Source organism: Ereboglobus luteus, from assembly GCF_003096195.1.
GTDB classification, from domain to species: domain Bacteria; phylum Verrucomicrobiota; class Verrucomicrobiia; order Opitutales; family Opitutaceae; genus Ereboglobus; species Ereboglobus luteus.
On record NZ_CP023004.1, the window covers coordinates 1 to 22,702 of the forward strand.

Here is a 22,702-nt window from a genome sequence, read left to right on the forward strand (position 1 = left end):
CGATGGTGTTGTTAAAGCGGTAGGTCTCATAGGCGTTGGCGTTAAGACTGATGCCGAGACGGTTTCCTAGGAAGGCCTCGGAATAATATACGTTGGCGCCCGGCGACCAAGAACGGGCGGGGGAACGGTTGCCGGGGGCACGGGATCCCAGTCAAGCGCGGCGGTGTTGAGTCCCATGCTGGTATCGATGCGGATGCGGCGGCCTTTCTGGTCGAAGGCGTTTTTTGAAATCATGTTGATAACGCCGCCGTTGGCATTGGCCGGCGAGGAGGGCGGCGGCGATTTGTAAACCTCGATACTTTCGATGGAGGCAATGGAGAAGTTTTTCAGGGCGACGCCGCGCTCGGTGCTGGTCTCGGATTGGTGGAGCTGTTGGCAAATTCGTTGCCATCGACACTCATGGTGCCCTGGTCGGAGCCGATGCCGCGGATGGAGAAACTGCCGACATCCTCGCCAGCGTAGTCAACGAAGATGCCGGGGAGATTTTTCAAAAGTTCGCCCGCGTTTGTGTCGATGAGGTTGCCGAAGGCGTCCGTGGCAACGACGTTTTTCATAACGTCGGACTGGCGCTGACGCTGCACGGCGGCCGACTGGCCCTCGCGCTCGGAGGAAACGACAAATTTTTCGAGAAGGTAAACGTCAGAGCTCATCACAAACTCGACATGAACAGCGACCCGGACTCGATGGTGACGGTCTTGGTTTGGTCGTCCAGGTCAACGTAGGCTACGCGCACGGTGTGCTCGCCGGGCGCGAGATTGCCAATGCGGAAGGTGCCGTCGCTTTCCGTGAGGACGGGCGTGCCCTGCGAATCAACAAACACCTGGGCGCTGGCAAGCGCGACACCGGTCTTGGCGCTGCTCACCTTGCCGGTAACGACACCTGTGGTCTGGGCCTGGGCTTGAGCGGTAGTGAGCCAAAAGCGTGAAACACAAAAAGCGTTGCGACGATAGCAAACGGAATTGCCGAATTCCGGCGACGCAAACGGCGGCGCAAAACATGAACTCCGCCGAGGAGCGCGAGCACAAGCAAATACCAAAGGCCGGGGGCGCCGCCGCCGTTTCCGTCGCTGATGCCGTTTCCGGAGGGCTGCTGCGAGGGCGCCATTCACGGTGAGGGAAACGGGAGTGCTTTCACCGAGCCCATCGGGTTGGTGGCTTGCACGCTGTAACGGCCGGCGTCGGTGCGCGTGACGGAGCTGATTGTGAGCGCAGATTCGGTCGCGCCAGCAATCGCCACGCCGTCCTTATACCATTGATAGGTCGGTATGGGCGCCGGAAGCGACTGCTGTAAAGATGGCGCCCCGGCCCTCGTCAACCGTTTGCGCCTTGGGCAGTGTCGTGAAGTAGGGGCCGGCCTGAAGAACGCGGACAATGTGGTTGCCGGTGTCGAGGACGTAGATTTCGCCCGAGACCGAATCGATTGTTATGCCGCCGGGGCGTTGAGCGTGGAGTCCTCGCCCGAACCGTCTTGCGAGCCGCTGCTGCCCGCCATGCCGGCAAAGGTGGAAACAGTGCCGGCAACGGTGTCGATGACACGAATGGTGTTGTTGCCGGTATCGGCCACATAGATGACACCCGCGGCGTCGACGGCGAGCGACTCGGGTGTGTTAAAGGTGGCGATGCTTGTCGAGCCGTTGGCACTGCCTGTCGAGCCCGCGATGCCGGCGACCGTTTCAACAACTCCGGTGGAGAGTTCGATGCGACGGATCATGCTGTTGCCCGTATCGGCAACGTAGAGGCAGGAGCAGTCGGCATTGATCGCGATCCCCATGGGCAAGTCGAAGCCGGCGGCCGCGCCCGTGGCATTGGCCGTGCCGGGCGTGCCGCTGGCACCGGCGACGAGCGCGGTCTCGCAGGTGGCGGTGTTTGATTTTGACGATGGTATGGTCGCCGGTATTTGCCACGTATAGATTACCAGAGGCGTCGATGACGAGACCGGTTGGCGCGTTGAGCGCGGGCGTGCCGGCAAGCACAAGCGTGGTCGCGACACCGGTGGCAATGTCGATTTTGACAATGCCATTTGCTCCGGTGTTGGCGACATAGAGGGCCGCGCCCGCGGCATCAATGACAACGGAAGCCGGGGCGTTGAGACCGGTGGCGAAGGTGGAGACGGTGCCGTCGGTCGCAATTTTGCGAATGGAACCGTTGCCGGTGTCGGCGACGTAGAGATTGCCGTTCTGATCGGCGACGCCGGCTCCGGGCGTGTTAAAACGCGCGTCGGAGGAAGGGCCGTCGGCCGAGCCGGGCGAGCCCGCCGAGCCGGCGAGCGTGGTGAGCGCCGAGGAACCGTTGATTGTGAAAGTGACCTGCTTGGTGCCGGGGCCGGTGGTGTTCATTGCAATGAGACTCACAAGATAGGAACCGCTGGCCTCGGGCGTGCCGCTGATAACACCGGTCGAGGTGTTGACCGAAAGTCCGGGAGGCAGGTTGATGGCGGCAAAGGTCGTGGGCGAGTGCTCCGCGACAATCGAATAGGTGAAGGGTGTGCCTACCATGCCGATCGCGGAATCCGCGCCGCCGATGACAGGCGGGTGGATGACCACGACGACATTGAGCGTGGCGGCGCCTGTGCCGGCGTCGTTGGTCGCCTGCATCAAGGCTTGATAGGTGCCGGTAGTGACAAAAGTGCCGGAGATGACACCCGTGACCGGATCAAGGACAACGGTGGACGGAAACGCCATGATGTCCCCGGTGGCAACGGTGTTGTCCAAGCCGTAACTCGCGGGACTGTTGGTCGCGACGATTTGATGACTGAACAATTGGTATTGGGTTTGTGTCACGCTCTCCTTGGTAATTTCCGGCTTTGGCAATGATACGACGAGCTCGAGCGCGGCGGTGCCGGTGCCGGCGATGTTGCTGGCAAAGAGCGTGACCTCGCTTGTTCCGAGCGTCTTGGCCTTGCCGGTGATCTGGCCGGTCACGGTGTTGATCTCCAAGCCGGCGGGCAACCCGGTGGCGTTGAATGCAGTGGGATTGTTGTCCGCCTCGATTGCATAAACATAAGTCGCGTTTATGACGGCGACGCTGCGCGCCGCGCTTGTGATGACGGGCGCGGGAGGCAGGGTCGCGTAGGAAATGACCGTAAGCGTTTCGGTGGTGATTCCGGAATCGTTGCTGGCGGTCAGCGTGATCGCATAGGTGCCCGCCGCGAGCGTGCCGCTGATGATATTGGTTGACGGATCGTAGGAAAGGCCGGCGGGCAAATCGGTGGCATTGAGTTGCGTGGGATTCGACGGGTCACTAGTCGCCGTGAGCGTGTAGGTAAAAGCATCGCCCGTCATGACGTCTGCCTTGAGCGGACTGGTTATGACTGCCTTGGCAACCTCGCCGCCGGCGATAATGACCTGAACCTTGGACCCGACGATGACTATATCGGCCGTGATTGCGGGGTCGGCCGGGTAGGACCATGTGAAGGTGGGCGAACCGGTGATGTTGCCATCGGCCTCGAGGATGGTGTGAGTGCCGTTAATGAGCCTGACACCCTCGGGCACAACCGGTGTGACAGTCATCCGTGTCGAGCCGAGCGCGACCGAGCCCCTGACGGCAAGACCGGAAATCGTGGCCTCCTCATCGGATGCGAAGACAAGAGTGGAATCATCGGCATAGGTGACATTGCCTGCGACAACACCGGTGCCGCCAAACGCCGCGGAGCCGGATACCGTGACAGCAGTCGTGCCTGAAAATTCGCCGGTCAGGTAAAGCATACCCGCGGAAACCATCGTGGGGCCGGTGTGGGTGCTCTTGCCGCTGAGTGTAAAGCGGCCGGTGCCAACCTTGATCAAACCGGCGGGATTGCTTGCCGTTTTGTTCTCAATGGCCCCGTTGAAAACCGTGTCGAGGTTTTTTCCGCCGATCTGGTAGTGCGTATACATGGGAGCGGTGGTGGCCTCGCGACTGACCAGTCTCTCAGTGGTTCCGCTGCTGGAAAGCGCGCCAATGACAACCGTGCCCGAAACGCAACTTTGCCTGTGGGGTTCGATGTAGGCGTTGTCGAGAACGATGCTGGTGTTGGCCCACTCGGTGCCCTTGAATGCCGAGTAGCCGTTGGTGCCATTGAGCGGGCGCACCCAGCGTTGCGTGGACGACGCGGTGTTGACGCGCAGTTCCCCTGAGAATTCGCTGAAGGTATCGACAAACAACTCGATATTGCTGCCGGCGGTGATCGTGAGAGTGCCCGAACTCTTATGGGGCTGGCGAAACGCGTGGTGCGATTGGTTCTGATCCCGCCCGTGCTACCCTCCGGAACATAGATCGGCTGCTCGAAAAGGAGCGTGACGCTTGCCGTGCTGTCCAGCGCAAGCGTGCCGCCCGTCAGCACAACCGGCCCGTAGCCGGAAAGCAAATAGGACGTGGTGGATGATAGAGTTTCAGCATGCCCTCCTGCAGCGTGCTCGTGCCGGAGAATGCCGCGTGCGTGCCGGAAAATGCCAGCGTGCCAATGCCTTTTTTTACAATGGGAATGTCGCCGGAGAGTCCGCCGCCTGAGCCGGGATCAATTGTCAAATCGCGCGCGGACACATCGACAGTGAGCGACGCGGGGGTGATGATTCCGGAAATGCTCACGGTGCCGCTGGCCGAGGTGTCGTTAAAGAGCACGCGGTCGCCATCGGCATAATTGGTGGCCGAGCTCGCGCCGGTCATGATCCAGTTGGTCGTGGTTTTGTCCCATGTGTCGTCAACGGAGCCGGTCCAAACGAGCGTGCCCGCCTCGACAGGGGCGATGATGGAGATCACGAGCGTGGCAGTGCCGTCGCCGTAGCTGTTGCTCGCGGTGAGCGTGACACGGGTGCCGCGGCGGCGGTGAGCGTGCCGGTGATGCGACCGCTGGCGTCGATGGAAAGCCCTCGGGCAGCGGCTCGGCCGCGAAGGAGGTGGGCGTGTTGGTCGCCGTGATTTGGTAGTCGAATGGCTGGCCCAGCGTGCCCGTCACGACGAGTTCGCTGGTGATGGCGGGCGCGAGCGAATACACGGTCAATTCAAGCGTTTTCGTGTCGGAGCCGACGAGGTTTGACGCGGTGAGGGTGATGTTGCTCGTGCCGGTGACAGTCGGCGTGCCGGAGATCTCACGAGTCTCCGAGTCGAAGCTAAGTCCCGAGGGCAAGCCGGTGGCGGCGAACGTTGTCGGTTCGCCGGTCGCAGTGAGCGTGTAGGAAAAGGGTTCGTCCACCAGGGCGGTTGCGGTGGTCGCGCTGGTGATCACAGGGACGGAGTAAGCGCTAAGTGTGAGCGTGGCAGTGCCGGTGCCGACAGCGTTGGTTGCGCCAAGTTCGATGATGCTCGTGCCCGAGGACAAAATTGTGCCGGAGATGAGGCCGCTCGCCGAGGCGATTGACAGGTCGGCAGGCAATGGGCTGGCGGAGTAACCCGTGGGATATTCCGTAGCGACGATTTGATATTAAACCTCGCCAACCGTGCCCGTGACCTCGAGTGAACTGGTGATGGCCGGCACATTGCCGGGAGGCGGCGGCTCGGAGATGGTGATTTCGAGTATCTTGGAATCGGAGCCGCCAAGATTGGTTTGCCGAGATGGTGACATTGCTCGTGCCGGCGGCTGTCGCCGTGCCGGAGATGACGCCGCTGGCGGTGTTGATACTCAGCCCCGAGGGTAAGCCAATCGCATCATAACTCGCGGGATTGTTGCTCGCGACGATGGTGTAAGTGAAGGCTTCGCCAATCGTGCCGCTCGCGTGAGCAGGCTGGTGATGACCGGCGGTCAGGAAGCGATGCGGTTATTTCCACGGTTATGGTGTTGGCGTCCTGGCCGAGAACAGCCGACACGCCCGTGCCCGAGTAAACCCAGGAAAGCGTCGGCGCGCCGGTGATGCCGCCGGCGGCGCGGAGCAACGTGTAGGTGCGGAAACGAGCAAGCCGCCCTCGGGGACGACCGGCGAGATGTCGAGTGTGGAACCAAGCGTGACGGAGCCCGCTACATCCATGCCGAGGAGCGAACCGGATGCAACCGCGGTGGACAAAAGCGTGGCGCCGTCGGCGTAAGTGACATTGCCGGCGACCGTGCCGGAACCGCCGAAGGCCGCGCTGGTGGAAACACTGACCGCGCTGGCACCGGCAAGCTGGCCGGTGACATGGAGCGCGCCGGCGCTGATGGTGGTCGCGCCGGTATAGGTATGGGCATTTGTGAGCGTGAGCATGCCCGTGCCGACTTTGGTGAGCGCGGCATTGGTCTCGATGGAACCGGCGTATGAAGTGTCGAGGTTTTTGCCGCCAATCTCATAGGTGACAAGTCCGTTGCTTCCGCCAAGAAGTTTTGCACTCGCACTCGATCCGGCGAGAGAACCGATGGCCATGGTGTTTCCATACGAAGCCGTGTTCGGCAAAAGACCCACGGAGCCATCAATGACAAGAGCGGTGTTTGTCCAGCTCGTTCCCGGAACGGCGACCGGCTGGGCGGAAGAAAGTTTGTTCAAACCTATGCGCGCGGTGCCCGAACCGGCCAAGCGCAATTCGCCGCTGAATCCAGTGAAGTCGTTTTGAAAATCCCCGGGAAACCGTGGTATTGATATTCAGAATCAAGGTTCCGGAACCAAGCACACCACCGTTGAGTGCAAAACGGTTTGGCGTGGTGATCTCGCCCGTCACTCCCGCCGGCACGGTGAAAGATTGATCGAGGTTTGGCTGGTTGCTGTTTGACGCCGCGGTGAGCGAATAGGTTCCGCCGGCGAAGACGATCGGTCCCGTGCACATGACGATATTTGATGCCGGGGCATAGTTCGGAATATGCCTGCCTCAATGGTGACCGTGCCGCTGAAGCCGGTATTCGTCGCCGAAAAAATAAGCGCGCCCATGCTGCTTTGCGCAGAGGAATATTGCCGTTGATGCCAAAGCCCGATGCGGGCGCAAAGGTCAGATCGCGTGTCACATCAACCGTGATCGCCGAGGGTGTAACCGCGCCGGGGATGTTGATGGTGTCGGTCGTCGAGGTATTGTCGAAAGTGACGGCCGTCGCCAGCGGCGAAGGCTGCGGGAGCAGCACCGTTGATCCAGTTGGATGTGGGGTGTCCCAGTTGCCATCGACATCGCCCGTCCAAACAAGATCCGCGGCCTTCAATCCCGCTTGGAAACAACCAAGCGCCACGGCAAACGAGCTCACGATCATGCGCAGGCGTTTTTGGTGTGAGGCGGTCGCAACGTGTCTGAACGTGCGTGTCGGATGGATGGGTTCGTTGTGCATGGATTTGTGAAATGGGGACATGGCGAACTAAAACGTGAAAGGGGAATGGCAGGGTTGGGTGCAGTATTTGCTTAGGATACCAAATGAAGTAAGAGATACCGCATCCCTATTTTTAGGGATCTTGCCGATGATTTTTTTATTTAGTCCGCACCCAGGGCAGCACGCCTAAAATAATCCATGGAAAAACACTGCAAAATTATGCTATCATTGCGGCACTTCCAAGCGCAGATAATCATACATGATGTTTTTAGCCACGGCGTTGGCGCTTGGTGTTCGAGGGCGATTTCGTTTTGCCCTTCGCGCAGCCAGTCCGCGGGGAATCGCACGTCGCGCCGCGGTGTATTGGCCGTGGATGCCGGCGCGCATCATCGCGTGTCTTTCGGCAAATCGCGCACGATGGCGGCCTCGCGCCCGTTGACGAGGACGCGCAGGATGCTGTGTGCGCCCCGGCAATCGCGAGGTGCAGCACGGCGTCGCCGCCGCCGGTCGATATGGATTGTCGCAGTCAAATAGATTCGCCATGTGGCGCCGCGATACGTGCCGTCGGGCTGGATGCGCGCGATTTGCGCATAGTTCCAGTCGCGACGGGGGATCGCTTTTGCCGATGATGTAGGTGATGTCGTTTGGAAAGTCTTTCGGATACTCGAGCCACAGTCCCCATCGACGGTGATTGTCGCCATGACGAAATTCCCGCGCCGTGCGGTCGGGCGTGCCGATTTCCCAGAGCTGACGTCCGTGGCGCACCGGCGTCCAGATGAGATCGCCGAGCGCGGTTGTCGCTCCGGGATTCACGGCGATGTCGTCGCGGCGAAACTCGCCAAGCACGCCGTCAACAATGCGTAGAGCGTGTGGTTTCCGGCGCGGACGGAGGGGATGTGGAAATTTCCTCGCGCATCGGCGCGCGTCCAATACTGGTAGTTGCGCGCCTGCCGCTGCCAGTCGGGCGACGGCTCGGCGAGACCGACCCACGCGTTCGCGGCGTTGGCGGCGGGCGACTGCGGATCGCGAACAACAAGGCGTCCGCCGACCGCGCCGCGCTCGGCGGCTTTTGCGAAAGCGGGATGATCGAGCCAGGGCGCGGCCATGCGGCGCGCTCCGCCGCGGCCTGGCGTTCGGCGTCGGCGCGAAGCGCGGCGGGGTCAGCGTTTCGTTGAGATAAAGCATCCAGGGGCCGTAAACTTTTGCCATGCGCGACCGGCGGGGGCGATTGTGTTCGGCGCGCCGTAGTGCGAGCACGCGAGGATTTTCAGGAGAATGCGCTGCCAGTGCGCGGTGTTGTGCTGGCGCGTGGGACCGCCGTTTTGGTCCTCGGTGCTGCCGTAAATAATCCAGCAGCCGAGGCGGGAGTTGCCGCCAATCCAGCCGTGCGCATAGTGCCCGCCGGCATCGGTGAAGTAGTGATATTTGTCGGTGATTTGATTCTTCCACGGGCCGCCGGTGAAACGCATGGATTCTTCGGGCCGAGAATTTCAAAAGGCGTGTCGGCCGGGGAAGTTCGCGAAAACGGTCGGCATCGACGGCAATGGTATCGAAAAGTTTGTCGCTGACTCGCGAAACAAAACGCGCCTGCGCCATGGTGAACGCGGCGCGGTCCGCCGGATGAGTGAAGACGGCGAACATGCGCAGCGCGCGCTCGCCGGGGAGCATCACATAGTGGAGCGCGACGTCGATTTCGCCGCGGCCGTTTTGGGCAAAACGAGCTCGGCTTTTTGTCCGGCATTTTTTGCGGGATCGGCGGCGATGGTGAGCGCCGGACGCGCGAGGTGATTATTTTTTCCGGTGTGCCAGTCGAGATAACTGGGCGAGGCGAGGACGGCGCGCTCACCGAGGCTGAATTGCGCGAGGTTGCCCGTGGCGCGGTCAATCTCGGCGCGAACAAGACCGTTGGAGAGGATGATCGTCTTGTCGTGCCGCTCAAGCGTCACAAGCCCGGTTGCAACGGCGGCTGCGCAAAGCGACTGGCAAGCGAACAGGATTGTGACGACAAGAAGCGGCAGGTGGCGCATGGCTTTAATCGGAGTGGATCAGGCTGTCCGCAAACGGCGGAGCGCGGCAAGGATCGTGAGCGCGACGAGGTAGAGGAGACCCGGCGCGCCGCCGCCCCCGCCCCCACCCTTGTCGGTGTCGTCACCGGTCGGCGGCGGAGCGGTTGTGCCGGTGTTGGTGCCACTGGTAGAGGCGGTTATTGTCAGCGTGGCGGTGTTGCTGACGATCCCACCCATTTCATTGGAAACTAAAACGGAATAAGCACCGACATCCGCCTGCTGCACATTTGTTATGATGTGAGAATAAGCGGTCGCACTGGAGATGATCTCACCGTCCTTCTGCCATTGGTAGGCGGGGTTTGGCGCGCCTATGGCAAGGACAGTGAAGGTGGCGGTGGCACCGGTGGCGACGATTCTGTTTTCCGGGTGGCCGAGAATGCGCGGACTGTCGAGAAACACGCGAATGGTGCTGTTGCCAGTGTCGGCCACGTAGATATCGCCCGTAGTGCTGTCAGTCGTGATGGAGGCGGGGAGTCGAGACGCGCATCGGAATCGATGCCGTCGGACGAACCGGGACTTCCTGCAAGGCCGGCGCTGGTGACAACCTCCCCGGAAACGATGTCGAAACGACGGATGGTGTGATTGCCTGTGTCAGCGATGTAAAGGTTGCCGGCTGAGTCGGCGGCGAGTCCCTTGGGTTGATTAAAACGAGCGTCTGCTGCAAGGCCGTCGGCGGTGCCGCTCACACCAAGCCGCCCGGCGACCGTGCTGATGGTGCCGCTGGCCGGATCGATTTTCCGGATGGCATTGTTGAGCGTGTCGGCAACGTAGAGTTGCCCGTCGGAGCCGAGAATGATGCCGGCGGGAGCGTTGAGGCGAGCGGTCGTGAAATCACCATCGCTCGCGCCGGATGTGTCGAGCGCACCGGCGGCGATGGTGGCTGTGCTTGCGCCGGCGGCTAGTTTAAAAACGACGTGACGCTGGGTGCTGGCGATATAAAGATTACCCGCGGTGTCGCAAGCGAGCCCGCCGGGTTGCGCGATTCCCGAGGTGAGCGTGGTGACTTGGCGAGTCGAGAGGTTGAGTGAGAGGATGGCGTTGTTGCCGGTGTCGGCAATGATGAGCGCGCCGCCACCGCCGACGGCGAGCGCGGCGGGTTGCGAGAACGTGGAACCGATTGGCGTGATTGTGGAAACATTGCCGCGCGGATCAATGGCGCGAATGGCGTTGTTGAGCGTGTCGGCGATGTAGAGATTGCCGTTGGGATGCGCGACGAGGGCTCCGGGAGAATTAAAACGCGCGACCGTAACGGCGCCGTTCGCAGCACCCGTGGTTTGGGCGAGTCCCGCGAGAACGACAAGCGCGGACTGTCCATTGATGGTTATCGTGATCTGCTTTTCGGTGGATCCTATCGCATTGGTTGCGGTGATGGTAATGGTGAAGACGCCGGTTACTGCCGGTGTTCCGCTGATGACGCCCGTGGCCGGATCGAGGGCAAGTCCGGCAGGCAAATCATCGGCGGCAAACGTCACGGGCGAGCTGCTGGTGATCGCTATCGTGTAATTGAAGGACGCCCCCGCGACGCCGTTGATATTGATTTCATCACCTCCGGTAAAAATGGGCGCGGTGGGCGCGGTAATGGTAAGGGTGAGGGTGGCGGTGGCGGTTCCCTGTTCGTTGGTTGCGGAAAGCGTCACATTGAATAATCCCGCAACCGTGGGTGTGCCACTGATGACGCCGGTCGTGGTGTCAATGACGAGGCCGGCGGGCAGGCTTGCGGCCGCGTAGCCGGTCGCGTCGTTGAGCGCGGTGATGGTGTAGGTGAATGCAACGCCTTGCGCGGCCGACGCGGTGAGCTCGCTTGTGATGACGGGCGCGGTGTTCTCATGCGCACCGATGTCGGGCGCAAGTCCGGCATAGGGAAGGCCGACATCAATGCCGGCGTCAATCAGGGCGCTGCCGAGTTTGGGTTTTAGGAAGGTGATGTCCGGCAGGTCGCCGTTGGCCTTGCGGGGAAGCGTCGTGAGTTGAGTGAAATCGACGCTTTCGAATTCGGTGTCGGCGAGTTGCGCGGGTTCGGCGGCAGTCGGGATGGCGTTGTGATCCATCGTGTTTCCGGTGTCGGCGAGGTTGCTGAGTATCCTGTTCAGCGGGTTTCCATGGCTGAGGTTGTTACGGATGACATGATCGGTGCCGGGAACATCAACGCCCGGTTGGTTCGGATCGGCATTAGGTTGATAGCCGAGGAAATTATAATCGGAGCTGTTTTGATAAGCACTGTTGTTATACCAATCGATGCCGCCGGGGTGATGATTGGCGTAGAAGCCGCGTTTGTTTTTGACGGCGATGCTGTTGCGCACGGTGTTGCGAGGGATGGGATTGGGGACGTCGGATTTTGCGATACCGTAGCCGCCTGCCTTGAAACCGGTGCCGTCGCCGCGGGAGACGCCGTCCTTGCTGTAACCGTTGTAAAGGGCCCAGCAGTTTTCAAAAACGACGGATTGGTTTTGGTTGATGCAGTCGAATCCGTCGTCGCTGTTATACCAGGCGCGGCAGCCGCGGAAGATGTTGCCCGCGCCGTTTCCGTGGCAGCCAAAGCCGTCCACGTTTCCACCCGCGCCGCCCTCGGAAACGTCGTCCCAGTTGTTGTAGGCGTCGCAGTTGAGCACGAGGTTTCGCGCGGCGCTGCCGGACATGTAAACACCGATGGCCTTGCCGTCGTGCATGGAGAGGCGCTCGAGGATGTTGTCGTTGCCGGTGACCTCAAAGCAGATGGATTGGGTGTGCGTGGTGATGTTCACTTGCACGCCGATGACTTCGAGGCCGCGAATGTGTATCCAGGAGCCTTTAAGACTGAAGACGTGGATTCGGTATCCGGCAGGATTGACCGCGCTCATGTCAAAAACGGGCTTTTCGTCCTGATACGCGGCGTAGGTGATCGGGCTGCCGCTTGATCCGCTTTTGGTGAGGTCGGTGACGTAGGCGAAAACGCCGCTGTATGCCGCGATCTGCGAGTCCTGCATGGCATAGGTGCCGCCGCGAATGTAAACGGTTTCGCCGGGCGAGACGGCTTCCTGCGCGCGCTGGATGGTGGCGAAGGGGCGCGCGAGCGTGCCGGTGGCGTTGTCATCGCCATCGGGCGCGACAAACCAGTCGAACGGACCAACGGTGCCTTCAACGCTGATGTTAAGCGTGGCCGAAGTGGCGCCGTTGCCATTGACAGCGACAATGGTCAGGGCAATGGGGCTTGTAGTTTTGATGTCGCCAGTGATTTCTCCAGTGGCGGTATTGATCGACCAGCCTTCGGGAAGATTTGCCGCGGCGAAGGAAGTGGGGGCGTTGCTGGCGGTGATTGTGTAACTGAAGGCGTCGCGATAATTGCCCGAGACAGCGAGTTCACTGGTGATGACCGGGCGCGGGCTGCCGGAGTCAACGGAAACGACGGCCTGTATTTTGTTTGCATCGACAATGGTGATGCTGGCGACAAATCCCGGCGCGGCGGATTCATCCCAAATAAACAACGGCGAGCCGGTGATGCCGCCGGCAGCCTGAAGAATTGTGTAGGTGCCGGGAACCAGCGTGACACCCTCGGGGACGACAGGCGTGACCTTGAGGATGGAGCCGAGCGCGACGGCGCCGCCGACATTGAAGGTGGCGAGCGCGCCCGCATCGGTGGCATCGGCGAGAAGCGTGGAGCCGTCCGCAAAAGTTGCCGCGCCCGTGCTCGTGCCGGAACCGCCAAACGCGCCAGAACCCGCGACCGTGACCGCGCTCGCGCCGGAGAGATGCCCGGTGAGGTGAAGCGCGCCCGCGCTGACCGTGGTCGCGCCGGTATAGGTGCTCACACCGCTGAGCGTGAACATACCGGTGCCGACCTTGGTGAGGGCGGCGATTTGCGCGGCGGTTTTATTCTCGATAGTTCCGCTGAAAACGGTGTCGAGATTTCGCGCGCCAATGGCAAAAACCGTCGTGCCGTTGGCGGGGCGGGCCACGAGCCTTTCCGTGCCAATGACATTGCCCAGCGCGCCAAAGCTAATTGTGCCAGTCGACGCGCCGCTACCATGCGGCTCGATATAGACATTGTTGAGTATAACGCTTGCGCTGGCCAACTCGGTGCCCTTTGAGGCGGCGTAGCCATTGGTGCCGTTGAGGTGGCGTATCTGCCTGACAGTGGATGAAGTTGTATTGAGGCGAAGCTCGCCAGAAAAGTTAGCGAACGATTCGCCATAAATATCGATAATGTTTCCGGCTGTAACCGTGAACGTGCCGGAGCCTGTCACGGCTCCGCCGATGCGCAAAGCGCGGCCGGTTCGCATCTCACCTGTTTTCCCCTCGGGGATAAGGATCGAGTGGTCGAGAACGATGGAGGTCGAGGCGTCCATCGTGAGTGTTCCTCCCGCCAAAACGACCGGACCGAAGGACGATGTGACGTAATTAACCGCAGGATAAAAAACCTGAAGCGCCCCCGCCTCCACCGTGGTCGTGCCGGTGAACGCCGTGTTCGTGGCGGAAAACGCCAGCGTGCCCGCGCCCTTTTTGCGCAACTGCATGTTTCCGGAAAGTCCTCCGCCGGCGGCGGGCGCGAAGGTAAGCGCGCGCGTCGTGTCCACGGTGACCGATCCGGGCGAAACCGCGCCGGGGATTGCGATCGTCGCGGTGCTCGACGTGTCATCGAACACGACCGCGTCGCCGTTGATGAACGTCGCGGGCGAGCCGTTGTAGATCCAGTTTTGCGATGTCGAGTTCCAGTTGCCGTCGGTCGCGCCGGTCCAGGTAAGCGTCGCGTTCTGGGCGAAGGCGGCGCCCTGCAACATCAGCGCGGAGGCGCCGGCGAGCAGAAGCGTTTTTGCGATGCTAAAGACCCGAGTGATTGCGGGCGTGGGCAGGGTGTTTGTTTGGGTGCGCATAAAAGGGATCAAGGGTGTGTTGGAGCGAGGGGCGTGGAGCGGGCGACGGTCAAAAATTTGTTACTTTTCGACGTAAAAATACCAAAACGCCCATGCCCCTCCGCACCCCTATTTTTAGGGATGCCTAAAAAAACGCACTCTGGCAGAGTAGTTTAAATGAAACCCCCGATCACACGCCTGATCCCCTCTTTCTCATTCTCCTCGCCGCCGTCCCGCTGGCCCGCGCAGCGCAAACCCCCGCCACGAATTCTCAGCAGGCGCAAAGCACCGGCCCCGAGTTCATCATACACAACTGGTTCGTCGAGGACGGGCTGCCCCACAACGGCATCAACAACATCGTGCGCGACTCGCGCGGCTTTCTCTGGATAGGCACGCTGGGCGGCCTGGCACGCTTCGACGGGAGAAACTTTATCGAATATCCGATACCGGAGGATTTTGCCCACAGCCGATACAATATCCGCGCCCTCGCGATCGAGGATGAAAACACAATCCTGCTGCTCAACGCGGCGAACAAACTCCTTCGCCTGCGCAACGGAAAATACGAACTGCATCCGGCGAATGAGCACCTAGCCAACATCACGCCGCGCGACCTCGCGGTGGATCACACCGGCGCCGTCTGGATCGGCACGGACTCGCCGTCGATCATGCGCTGGTCGGAAGCCGGCGGCGCGGGCGCAATGGAAATCTTCGACACCGAGGCGGGCGTCACCCGGCGCAATTCCACCTTCTGTTTCGTGAGCGACGAGAACAACCGCACCTGGGTGGCAGGCGGCGATTTTTTCGGCTGGTATGAGGACGGCGAACTGCATCGCTACGAAAAACAAAGCCCCCGCTCGGTCATGATAACCAAGGCGCGCGCCGGCGGGCTCTGGGTCGCGAGCCGCGACAACCTCGCGCGCTTCGACACGACACGCGGCACCTGGAATGTCGTGCTCTCCGGCAAGGACTGGCCCATGGCGCGCGCCGGGCTTCAGCATTTTTATGAAGGCAAGGACGGCGTGCTCTGGCTGGCAACCCGGCGCGACGGCGTGCTGCGCCTAATCGACGGACACCTGAAGCCCCTGGCGCTTCGATACGACCGCGTGCATGCCATCAACGAGGACATCAACAATGACATCTGGCTCGGCATCTACGCCGCCGGGCTCGTCCACCTGAAACCAAACCGCCACGTGATACTGAACAGCGACGCCGGCCTGCCCATGGACGTGAGCACATCGGTGAGCATTGACGAAACCGGCGCGCTTTGGTGCGCCAACCAGGCGGGCGGGCTCGTGCGTGTCGAGAACGGCGAAATCACCGTCATAAAAGCCCCCACCCGAAACATGCCCTTTGTCATCAATGTCTGCGCGGATCAGCGCGGCACCATCTGGGTCGGCACGGCGAGCGGCCTGTATTCAACACCCGTCAAGGCGGACGACGGACAGCGCGTCCTGCGTCACGTCAATCCGGCGCTGCGCGGCATCCAAACTCTCTTCTGCGATTCCAAGGGAAACCTCTGGCTGAGCTGGGCATCCTCAAAATTCGCCGTCATAAAAAACGGCGTGGTGAACGAATTCACAGCGGAGGACGGCTTCCCTGGCTCGCGGGTGGCCAGCATCGCCGAGCGCAAGACACCGAAAGGCCGCGAAATATGGATGGCCTTGGAAAACGGCCGGCTCTTCCAAGTGCGCGAGGACGCGCCCGACGGCGAAAAAAAGTTCATCGCGCAATCACTCCCCCACGGCGCCCTCGACGCGCAATTGCACACGCTCTTTGTCGACTCCGAAAACAACCTCTGGCTCGGCACCACCAGCGGCCTCGTCCTCTGGCGAGAAGACACCCCGCGCCTCTTCACCCAGGACGACGGCCTGCCCGACAACATAATCAACCAGGTCATCGCAGACGGCTACGGACGCCTCTGGGTGAGCAGTCGCCGGGGCATTTTTCATGTATCCATAAAACAACTACTGGCCGCGGCGGACGCGCCCGGCTCCCCCGTCAACGCCACGCTCTTCGGGCGCGACGACAACCTTGAGGGAATCTCCGGCATGGTCGGCATCCAGCCCATGGCGTGGAAGCACCGCGACGGCAACCTGTGGTTTGTCACCTATCGCGGCGTTGTCGGTTTCGACGCCGTGCGCCCGCCCGAAACACCCAAGCCGCTTCCCGTTTACATCGACGGCATCCATATCGACGGAGCCCGCGTTCCCGTGCCCGGCAAGGGTTCAATTCATATCGGCCCGGGCGTCGGGCAGCTTGAGCTGCATTTCGCCGCGCTTGATTTCTCGAATCCCGGACGCGTGCGCGTGCGACGCATGCTCGAGGGCTTCGACATAGACTGGAACGACGCCACCGGCGAACTCCACTGCGCCTACCCCAACCTCCAGCCAGGACGCTACGTGTTCCGCGTCGAGGCGATCAACGGCGACGGCGGCGCGAGCCGCGCCGAAACCTCCCTCGTCATCATCGTCGCGGCCGCGTGGTGGCAGACCGTGTGGTTTCGCGCGATCCTTGCCTTCGCCTGCGTCGCGCTCGTCTCGTGGATCGCGCTCAAGGTTTCCAACCGCCTCCTCAAGCAACGGCTCCGCCGCCTCGAGCATGAGCACGCCCTGGAGCGCGAACGCACGCGCATCGCGCGCGACTTGCACGACGAGCTCGGCGGCCGTGTCACCAAAATCGGATACATCGCCGACAGCCTGCTCCGCGAGGACGAACCGACCCCGGTGAAGGAGCTCGCGCAAAACCTGGTCACCCAGTCGCACTACCTTGTGGAGGATCTTCACGGCGTTGTTTGGACTGTAAACCCGCAAAATGATTCCTGGCAGCAGCTCGCCGCATACATAGTGCGCTATGCCCAGCGCCATCTCGCCGGCACGCCAATCCTGTGCACCGCCGATGGCGCGCACACCATCCCTGACCTGCCAATCACGCCCGAAGCCCGCCACAACATCCTGTCCATCGCAAAGGAAGTGCTGAACAATATCCTCAAACATTCGCAAGCCGCGCGCGCCACCATCACCATGAGTGTCGAAAACGAGCGTTTTCGCCTCGTCATTGCCGACGACGGACGGGGCTTCGATCCGAACGCGCCCGAAAACAACGAGGGCAACGGCCTCTACAATATGCGAACGCGCATGGCTGAGATTGGAGGACGTGTTGACATAACAAGCAATCCGGGGAATGGTTCGACGATCACAATAGACTCGCCTCTCAAATGCCGCCCGCCCCAATACGGAGGCGGGGCGAACCCCCAGCCAAAAAACCCGGATGCCACTCAAAGTCGCCATTGTTGAAGACCGATCCGAGATCGCGGAGGAGCTCTCCCGCATAATCACGCGCGCGCCCGACATGGAACTCGCCTGCGTGTGCCGCAACTACCGAAGCGCCCTCGCGCGCATTCCCGAGGCGCAGCCGGACGTCGTCATCATGGACATCAACCTGCCCGACGGCTCGGGCATCCAGGCCACCGCCCACATCAAGCGCGTCCTTCCAAAAACCGAGGTTCTCATCCTGACAATCTACGAGGAGACTGACGAAATCTTCAAGGCGCTCGAAGCCGGCGCGAGCGGCTACCTCCTCAAACGCTCGTCATCGGAAGAGCTTCTCGCCGCGCTCAGAAATCTTTCAAAGGGCGAAGTGCCCATGACCGGCGAAATCGCGCGCAAGGTCATCCAGTTTTTTCACAAGGACAAACCCGTGAGCGCCAGCCAAAGCCTCGACGATCCGCTTACCCTGCGCGAAATCGAAATCCTGCAAATGGCCGCGCGCGGACTCTCCGCAAAGGAAATCGCCGCGCAATGCGGCATCGGCGTGCAAACCGTGAACAGCCACCTGCGCAGCATCTACGACAAGCTCCACGTGCACTCCCGCATGGAGGCCGTAAACAAATATTTCGGCTAAAGCTGTTTCGGTTTAAATTGTCGCGAGGAAATGCCTTTTGGTAGGGCGAACTGTCCCCGGTGAGCCGCAACATCCCCGGCTCACATGTCCAGAATCGCGATGCCGTGCGCTTCGAGGTTGACCGTCTTCGCCGTCCTGCCGTTGGCGAGCGTGATGCGCGTGGCTTGCGGCGTGCCGGCGTTGTTGATAACGACGAGCTTTTTGCGCTTCGGAAAATACGTCGCCTCGGTGTTGAGGTTTTCGGAGTGCCACACGCCCCACTTTGCCTCGTGCGCGGCGGCCCAGAAAAGCGCGCGGTGCAACAGGCGCGTGTTTTCGTAGGTGAATTTGAATCCGCTCATATACACCGCGCGACCCTTGCCAAAGGCGTGCGTGGCGAGGCGCGGCGAAGCTTCGCCAGGACGCTCGGCGTGCACATGCGTGTCGCCGTCGAAAACATAAATGTTGTCGATTTCCTTCGGGCCAAAATCGAGCGTCACGTCGGCCAATTCCTCGGTGATAAAATGCTTTGGAGAGAGGTCGTATTTGTAACGTCCGTTGGCGACGCGCTCGCCGTTGTCGCGATCGAGTCCGAGCACGCGCGCGAGGCGGAAGTTTTGCCCGGCCTGCGGGAGCGCGCTTGGCTCTGCAATGCCGATGAGGCCGCCGCCGCGTTGCACGTATTCCGTGATCGCGGTTTCGACGCGCGGGTCGGCCCAATGCGCGCCGCCGCTCCACGCGGTGCCGGCGCGTCCGCAGTTGATGATCGCCTTCACGCCGCGCGGCACGCCGTTTTGCGCGATGTCGTCGAGGCTGATGAATTGCACGTCGAGCGGAAGCCCGGAGAGCGCCTCGAGCACGTGGTAGAGTTCGACGTTGGCCATGAAGTGGCCGGAGCACGTCCACGCGCGCAGATCGCCCCACGCGGTGAGCACGGCGACCTTGAACGGCGCGACATGCGGTTTGTCGCCCTTGTGGAATGATTTCAGCAGGCGGAATTCGTTGGCCACTTTTTCAATGTAATCCTGGAAGTCGGGCCACGGTTCGACGAGCGAGAGATAGCCGCCGAGGCCGATGCGGTCGATGGGCGCGCGCACGATGCCGCGGCGCGCGTCGATCCAGAAATTTTTCGCGTCGAGCGTGGGGTTGCCGCCGCCGTTTTTTTGGAAGGTGGGCTCGCCCTTGAGTCCGGTCGGGAAAAGATACGGGTGCAGGCGCAGCTCTTTTGTGGACACGCCGCGCGAGTGCGCGCAGAGGCGAACCTCGAAGGCGTTGAACACGCACTTGATGAGGCCGTCGAAACCGAACTCATGGAAGCGCGGGCTGCTCGGTTCGACGCCGATCCAGTTGTCGTCGTAAAAAACGTAGGCGAGCTTCTTGTGCTTGTGGACGAGATCGACGCACTTGCGGCCAAACTCGATCACGAAGTCGTGCATGAACGCCATGTAGTCGCGGTAGCGGCGCGTCGGGGCGTTGTGCGTGGAATTGTAGAGGCCGCCGTTGACGAAATCCTCGGAGGTGAGCTTGTAGCCGTATTTTTTCTCGAAGAGTTTCAGCGCGCGCGGGCTCACGGTCATTTCATAATCGGCCCAGTCGGTATACACGTCGCGCAGGCGTTTGTGGTCGGCGCCCCAGAACCACGTTAAATTATAAAACATCGACGTGAAACGCACGACGCGCGTGTCGGCATGGTCGCGCAGCCAGCCGTCGAGATATGCGAGCAGCGCCTTTTGCGTTTCCGGATGCATGGGATCGACGGCGGAGAGATGCTCGCGATCACCCCAGTTGTTGGTGAGGTGATTATACATCGAGATTTCCTCCCAGATACGGAACGCGAGAAAATTGACCGTGTAACGGTGCCCGGGAGTTGCGCCGGTGATGATGACCGCGCCTTTTTTCGGATCAACGCTCCACTTCGCCTTCGGCACTTCACCGCCCGTGGTGCGGTCGAAAACCTGCCACCACTGCTTCGGCGAGTCCTTGACGTTCACGACAAACTGCTCGGTGTAATAACCGTCGAGCAACGAAATCGTGACGGACGGTTTCGCCGCGACAACCGGCCTCGACATGAGGAAATTTTGCTGGAGCTTGTGCGGATTCTTGCGCGCCCAAGGCTGCACCGAACGCACGAGGCAGATCGTCGAATAAATCGAATAACCGGATTGCGTGATCTCCGGCGAAAGCTGTGTGCCGTCGGAGTCGCGAATGGTGTCGGCGCCCCATTTTTTTGCGAGCTGGAGCGTGAGCTGTTCAAAGCCGGCCTCGCCGGGAAGCGTGAAACTGCCGGAGAAAGAAGGAATGTTTGTGGACATGGCAAAGGGAATATCCGCGGAATCAAGGGAGTGGTGGATGGCGCAAAAAACGCCCTACCCTTCCTGCAAAAAATCGCGCAGTTTGCAGAGCTCGATGCCGGCGAGGAGGACGATGCCGATGCCGTGCGTGTCGTTCAGGTTCCAGAGGAGATCGCGTTTGTAATACTCCGACTGGAACGAGAATTCCGAGCCCCGGCAGACACCGTGCACATTGCCGAATTTGTCGATCGAGTTTTTGTTGATCGCCTCCCACGCCCTGTATGCGGCGCGGATGTAGGGCGCGGGATCCTTATACCAGCCATTCCGCACGCCGCGCGAAAATCCATACATGAACATCGCCGTGCACGAGGTTTCGGGATAGGAATCGTGCTCATTGACAACCTGGTGGAACATGCCCGCGGCGTCCTGCTGCGCAAGGATGCCCGCGCTGAATTCGCGGAAAAAGTCGAGCAGTTGCGGACGCAGCTTGTGCTTCTCGGGCAGCACGGCGAGCAGCTCGGAAAGCGAGAAAAGCACCCAGCCGTTGCCGCGCCCCCAGGGAATGCCGGTCGCCTTGCCGCGCATAAAATCATAGACGTGCGACATGAGGCGCAGGCGCGGGATGTAGAGGTGCTTTTTGAACCCGATGAACTGGCGCGCCGCGTCGTCGATGTATTTCCGCTCATTCGTGAGCTGGTAATAACGCACGAGGAACGGCACGCTCATGTAAAGGTCGTCGGCCCACATGGTGTCCTCATGGAAGGTGTGCATGAGGTTTTTGCGGAAGAAGGTGCCGTCGGGCAGGCGAACTTGCTTGTTGCTGATGTGATCGGCCACGACATCGGCAATTTTCCTGCTGCCGCGCAGCTCGTAGTATTTCGCAACCTCGAGCATTGCCGAGCCCGCCGAGCCGCAATCGTCCAGCGAATCGAGCGAGGTGAGCAAATGATGGACGTTGGTCGCGCCGCCGTATTGCTCGCGATCCCACATGGCGTAGTCGTATGTGTCGCAGCAGGACTGGAAATGGTTCACGACATAACGGCGCGTATCCTCGGAGTGTATCGCCGCGCCGGCGTGCAGAAGCCCGTAAAGCGTGACGCCGAGCGGGTAGTTCCATTTGCCGTAAAGCGCGTTGTCGTTGTAGGGGCGCACCCATGTGTCCGGTTCGTCAACACGCCAGTAAATGCGCCCGCCGGTTGCGGAATCGTGCAGCTTGTTGAGGTCGGTGAGCGTGTCGAGGTCGAGTTCCGCGTCGGCGGGAATCGGGCCGAGGTAGAGCCACTTCGCCCCGGTGCCGGTCATGTTGGCCGGATTGAGAAGCACGAGTGGTTCGTTTTTGCCCGTCGCCTGCGAGAGCGCGAGTTCGTAGCCCCAATCACCGCCGGTGCATTCGGCGCGCACGATGATGTCGTGAATGCCGAAGGGCACGCTCACCCTGGCGTTGACCGGACCGGCCTTGCCGGTGGCGTAAACAACCTCGCCATTGATCGTGACGGAAATTTTCGAGCGCGCCCGGCCCTTGAGCGTGTAGGCGGCATTGCCGGGCAGGAGGAATTGCGCGCGCGTCCAGCCGATCGCGGCGGTGTTTTTGGTTTTGCCAAAGAGGCGCGTCATTTGGCCGAGCGCGCGCTGTTTGGAATCCCATGCGACAGACGGCAGCCATTTCAACTTTTCAGGCAACGCGTCGGGTGTGAGCGCGCCGGGCGCGCCGGGAATAACCTCGAGCTCGGTGTCGCGCGGCTCCGTGAAAATCCAGCCCTCCTGCCCTTCGCGGGCAGGATCGGGAACGAGAAAATAATAGGGCAGCTTGCCGAGCCACGTGCCGTAAACCGCGCCGAAGCCGCCGAGTGTTTTGCGCACGCGCACGACAAAGTGGTTCCAGCCGGCCTTGAGGCCGATTTCGAGCGGCGTGCGCTTGTTGAAATAGCGCTCCTGAAAAATGTCGGAGCGGAAAATCTGCGCGCCGTTCACGTAGATGAGCACGGGGCTGTGGCAGTCGATGTCGAACTTGATCGCGCTGTCCGCGTCGGCCCAGATTTTTGCCCACGCATACACATACTGGCCGAGTTTTGCGTTGGGAAAATTTTTGTTGAAATCGGCTTCGTAGCGATAGTCCTTGCCCCGCAAAATGCCCGCCCTGCTGAACGCGCGATAAGTGAACGGATGCGCCGGATTTTGCCCGATGTATCTCCGGGCAACGGCTTCCAATGTCTTTTCAATGTTCATGCCCTCGTGGGCATGCATGCTTTGAAAGTCCTCGAAATAGAATCCCATAAAATGTGTGGTTAAATGTTACGTTACAGGGTGACCGCAATTAAGCGAGAACAAGGCCGTTTGCGCGGTTCGGCTCAAGGCGGCGCACATCTGACCGTAAGAAGCTGTAAGAAGCGAACCGTGCATGAATTCAAAACGCCGTCCGAAATAGGCGAATATATGAACCAACGGGCGAAAAGTTTCATGCGACCCGGGCATC

The 22,702-nt window shown here is 61.0% G+C and carries 21 protein-coding genes and 2 pseudogenes; 2 read left to right on the forward strand and 21 right to left on the reverse strand.

What is annotated here, in order from left to right:
* Positions 1–66 precede the first annotated feature (66 nt).
* The 19 genes and pseudogenes from CKA38_RS15585 to CKA38_RS00080 form a co-directional block, all read right to left on the reverse strand.
* Positions 67–234, reverse strand: a complete 168-nt coding sequence (locus CKA38_RS15585; RefSeq protein WP_161554632.1) for a hypothetical protein — start codon at positions 232–234, stop codon at positions 67–69.
* A 92-nt stretch (positions 235–326) separates the two neighbouring features.
* Positions 327–650 (reverse strand): TonB-dependent receptor plug domain-containing protein, encoded by a 324-nt coding sequence (locus CKA38_RS00005; RefSeq protein WP_108823662.1) that lies wholly within the window; start codon positions 648–650, stop codon positions 327–329.
* The gene (locus CKA38_RS15590; protein WP_161554633.1) at positions 650–862 is read right to left on the reverse strand and encodes a carboxypeptidase regulatory-like domain-containing protein; all 213 of its coding nucleotides are present in this window, start codon (positions 860–862) and stop codon (positions 650–652) included. Before CKA38_RS15590 ends, CKA38_RS00005 begins: the two co-directional genes overlap by 1 nt.
* A 242-nt stretch (positions 863–1,104) precedes the next feature.
* Positions 1,105–1,314, reverse strand: coding sequence for an immunoglobulin domain-containing protein (locus tag CKA38_RS00015; RefSeq protein ID WP_161554634.1), 210 nt, complete (start codon positions 1,312–1,314; stop codon positions 1,105–1,107).
* On the reverse strand, positions 1,244–1,426 hold the full coding sequence (locus CKA38_RS16905) for a hypothetical protein (RefSeq protein WP_161554956.1): 183 nt from the start codon (positions 1,424–1,426) through the stop codon (positions 1,244–1,246). Before CKA38_RS16905 ends, CKA38_RS00015 begins: the two co-directional genes overlap by 71 nt.
* The gene (locus CKA38_RS00020; RefSeq protein WP_108823665.1) at positions 1,423–1,770 is read right to left on the reverse strand and encodes an NHL repeat-containing protein; all 348 of its coding nucleotides are present in this window, start codon (positions 1,768–1,770) and stop codon (positions 1,423–1,425) included. Before CKA38_RS00020 ends, CKA38_RS16905 begins: the two co-directional genes overlap by 4 nt.
* Complete coding sequence (locus CKA38_RS00025) at positions 1,673–4,138, reverse strand: putative Ig domain-containing protein (protein WP_108823666.1); 2,466 nt, start codon at positions 4,136–4,138, stop codon at positions 1,673–1,675. Before CKA38_RS00025 ends, CKA38_RS00020 begins: the two co-directional genes overlap by 98 nt.
* 172 nt (positions 4,139–4,310) lie before the next feature.
* Positions 4,311–4,733 (reverse strand): hypothetical protein, encoded by a 423-nt coding sequence (locus CKA38_RS00030; protein ID WP_108823667.1) that lies wholly within the window; start codon positions 4,731–4,733, stop codon positions 4,311–4,313.
* The gene (locus tag CKA38_RS15905; protein ID WP_161554635.1) at positions 4,675–5,346 is read right to left on the reverse strand and encodes a putative Ig domain-containing protein; all 672 of its coding nucleotides are present in this window, start codon (positions 5,344–5,346) and stop codon (positions 4,675–4,677) included. Before CKA38_RS15905 ends, CKA38_RS00030 begins: the two co-directional genes overlap by 59 nt.
* A gap of 48 nt (positions 5,347–5,394) precedes the next feature.
* Positions 5,395–5,535, reverse strand: a complete 141-nt coding sequence (locus CKA38_RS15910; protein ID WP_202863932.1) for a hypothetical protein — start codon at positions 5,533–5,535, stop codon at positions 5,395–5,397.
* A gap of 34 nt (positions 5,536–5,569) precedes the next feature.
* A pseudogene (locus tag CKA38_RS16845) lies at positions 5,570–5,716 on the reverse strand (putative Ig domain-containing protein); the annotation flags it as partial.
* Between the two features lie 24 nt (positions 5,717–5,740).
* Entirely contained in the window at positions 5,741–6,424 is a 684-nt protein-coding gene (locus tag CKA38_RS00045; RefSeq protein ID WP_152032580.1) for an autotransporter-associated beta strand repeat-containing protein, read from the reverse strand.
* 2 nt (positions 6,425–6,426) lie between these two features.
* Positions 6,427–7,188 carry a hypothetical protein gene (locus CKA38_RS15160; RefSeq protein WP_152032581.1) on the reverse strand — a complete coding sequence of 254 codons (762 nt, stop codon included), beginning with the start codon at positions 7,186–7,188 and terminating at the stop codon, positions 6,427–6,429.
* A 204-nt stretch (positions 7,189–7,392) separates the two neighbouring features.
* Positions 7,393–8,013, reverse strand: coding sequence for a polysaccharide lyase family protein (locus CKA38_RS16910; protein ID WP_161554636.1), 621 nt, complete (start codon positions 8,011–8,013; stop codon positions 7,393–7,395).
* Entirely contained in the window at positions 7,977–8,273 is a 297-nt protein-coding gene (locus tag CKA38_RS00060) for a peptidase associated/transthyretin-like domain-containing protein (RefSeq protein WP_108823672.1), read from the reverse strand. Before CKA38_RS00060 ends, CKA38_RS16910 begins: the two co-directional genes overlap by 37 nt.
* Before the next feature lie 54 nt (positions 8,274–8,327).
* A complete protein-coding gene (locus tag CKA38_RS00065) occupies positions 8,328–8,636 on the reverse strand; it encodes a hypothetical protein (RefSeq protein ID WP_108823673.1) in 309 nt (102 codons plus the stop codon).
* A 198-nt stretch (positions 8,637–8,834) separates the two neighbouring features.
* Positions 8,835–9,194, reverse strand: a complete 360-nt coding sequence (locus CKA38_RS00070; RefSeq protein ID WP_108823674.1) for a hypothetical protein — start codon at positions 9,192–9,194, stop codon at positions 8,835–8,837.
* Between the two features lie 18 nt (positions 9,195–9,212).
* A complete protein-coding gene (locus tag CKA38_RS16075) occupies positions 9,213–9,662 on the reverse strand; it encodes an immunoglobulin domain-containing protein (protein WP_161554637.1) in 450 nt (149 codons plus the stop codon).
* A gap of 119 nt (positions 9,663–9,781) precedes the next feature.
* Positions 9,782–14,080 (reverse strand): annotated as a pseudogene (locus CKA38_RS00080) (right-handed parallel beta-helix repeat-containing protein); the annotation flags it as partial.
* A gap of 311 nt (positions 14,081–14,391) precedes the next feature.
* Here CKA38_RS00080 and CKA38_RS00085 point away from each other — a divergent pair.
* A complete protein-coding gene (locus CKA38_RS00085; protein WP_257791588.1) occupies positions 14,392–17,352 on the forward strand; it encodes a sensor histidine kinase in 2,961 nt (986 codons plus the stop codon).
* Positions 17,327–17,959 (forward strand): response regulator transcription factor, encoded by a 633-nt coding sequence (locus tag CKA38_RS00090; RefSeq protein WP_108823678.1) that lies wholly within the window; start codon positions 17,327–17,329, stop codon positions 17,957–17,959. The genes CKA38_RS00085 and CKA38_RS00090 overlap by 26 nt, the downstream gene beginning before the upstream one ends.
* 80 nt (positions 17,960–18,039) lie before the next feature.
* On the opposite strand, the gene gnpA is transcribed toward CKA38_RS00090, so the two are convergent.
* Both gnpA and CKA38_RS00100 read right to left on the reverse strand, forming a co-directional pair.
* Complete coding sequence (gene gnpA, locus CKA38_RS00095; RefSeq protein ID WP_108823679.1) at positions 18,040–20,250, reverse strand: 1,3-beta-galactosyl-N-acetylhexosamine phosphorylase; 2,211 nt, start codon at positions 20,248–20,250, stop codon at positions 18,040–18,042.
* Between the two features lie 54 nt (positions 20,251–20,304).
* The gene (locus CKA38_RS00100) at positions 20,305–22,473 is read right to left on the reverse strand and encodes a glycoside hydrolase family 88/105 protein (protein WP_161554638.1); all 2,169 of its coding nucleotides are present in this window, start codon (positions 22,471–22,473) and stop codon (positions 20,305–20,307) included.
* Positions 22,474–22,702: the final 229 nt, after the last annotated feature.

Excerpts from the sequence above, each read along its gene's own strand:
- CKA38_RS15585 (WP_161554632.1), bottom strand. The coding sequence starts at position 234 with ATGATTTCAAAAAACGCCTTCGACCAGAAAGGCCGCCGCATCCGCATC.
- CKA38_RS00005 (WP_108823662.1), bottom strand. The coding sequence starts at position 650 with ATGAGCTCTGACGTTTACCTTCTCGAAAAATTTGTCGTTTCCTCCGAG.
- CKA38_RS00020 (WP_108823665.1), bottom strand. The coding sequence starts at position 1,770 with ATGGGGATCGCGATCAATGCCGACTGCTCCTGCCTCTACGTTGCCGAT.
- CKA38_RS15910 (WP_202863932.1), bottom strand. The coding sequence starts at position 5,535 with ATGTCACCATCTCGGCAAACCAATCTTGGCGGCTCCGATTCCAAGATA.
- CKA38_RS15160 (WP_152032581.1), bottom strand. The coding sequence starts at position 7,188 with ATGCACAACGAACCCATCCATCCGACACGCACGTTCAGACACGTTGCG.
- CKA38_RS00060 (WP_108823672.1), bottom strand. The coding sequence starts at position 8,273 with ATGGCCGCGCCCTGGCTCGATCATCCCGCTTTCGCAAAAGCCGCCGAG.
- CKA38_RS00065 (WP_108823673.1), bottom strand. The coding sequence starts at position 8,636 with ATGCGTTTCACCGGCGGCCCGTGGAAGAATCAAATCACCGACAAATAT.
- CKA38_RS00070 (WP_108823674.1), bottom strand. The coding sequence starts at position 9,194 with ATGCGCCACCTGCCGCTTCTTGTCGTCACAATCCTGTTCGCTTGCCAG.
- CKA38_RS00090 (WP_108823678.1), top strand. The coding sequence starts at position 17,327 with ATGCCACTCAAAGTCGCCATTGTTGAAGACCGATCCGAGATCGCGGAG.
- gnpA (WP_108823679.1), bottom strand. The coding sequence starts at position 20,250 with ATGTCCACAAACATTCCTTCTTTCTCCGGCAGTTTCACGCTTCCCGGC.
- CKA38_RS00100 (WP_161554638.1), bottom strand. The coding sequence starts at position 22,473 with ATGCATGCCCACGAGGGCATGAACATTGAAAAGACATTGGAAGCCGTT.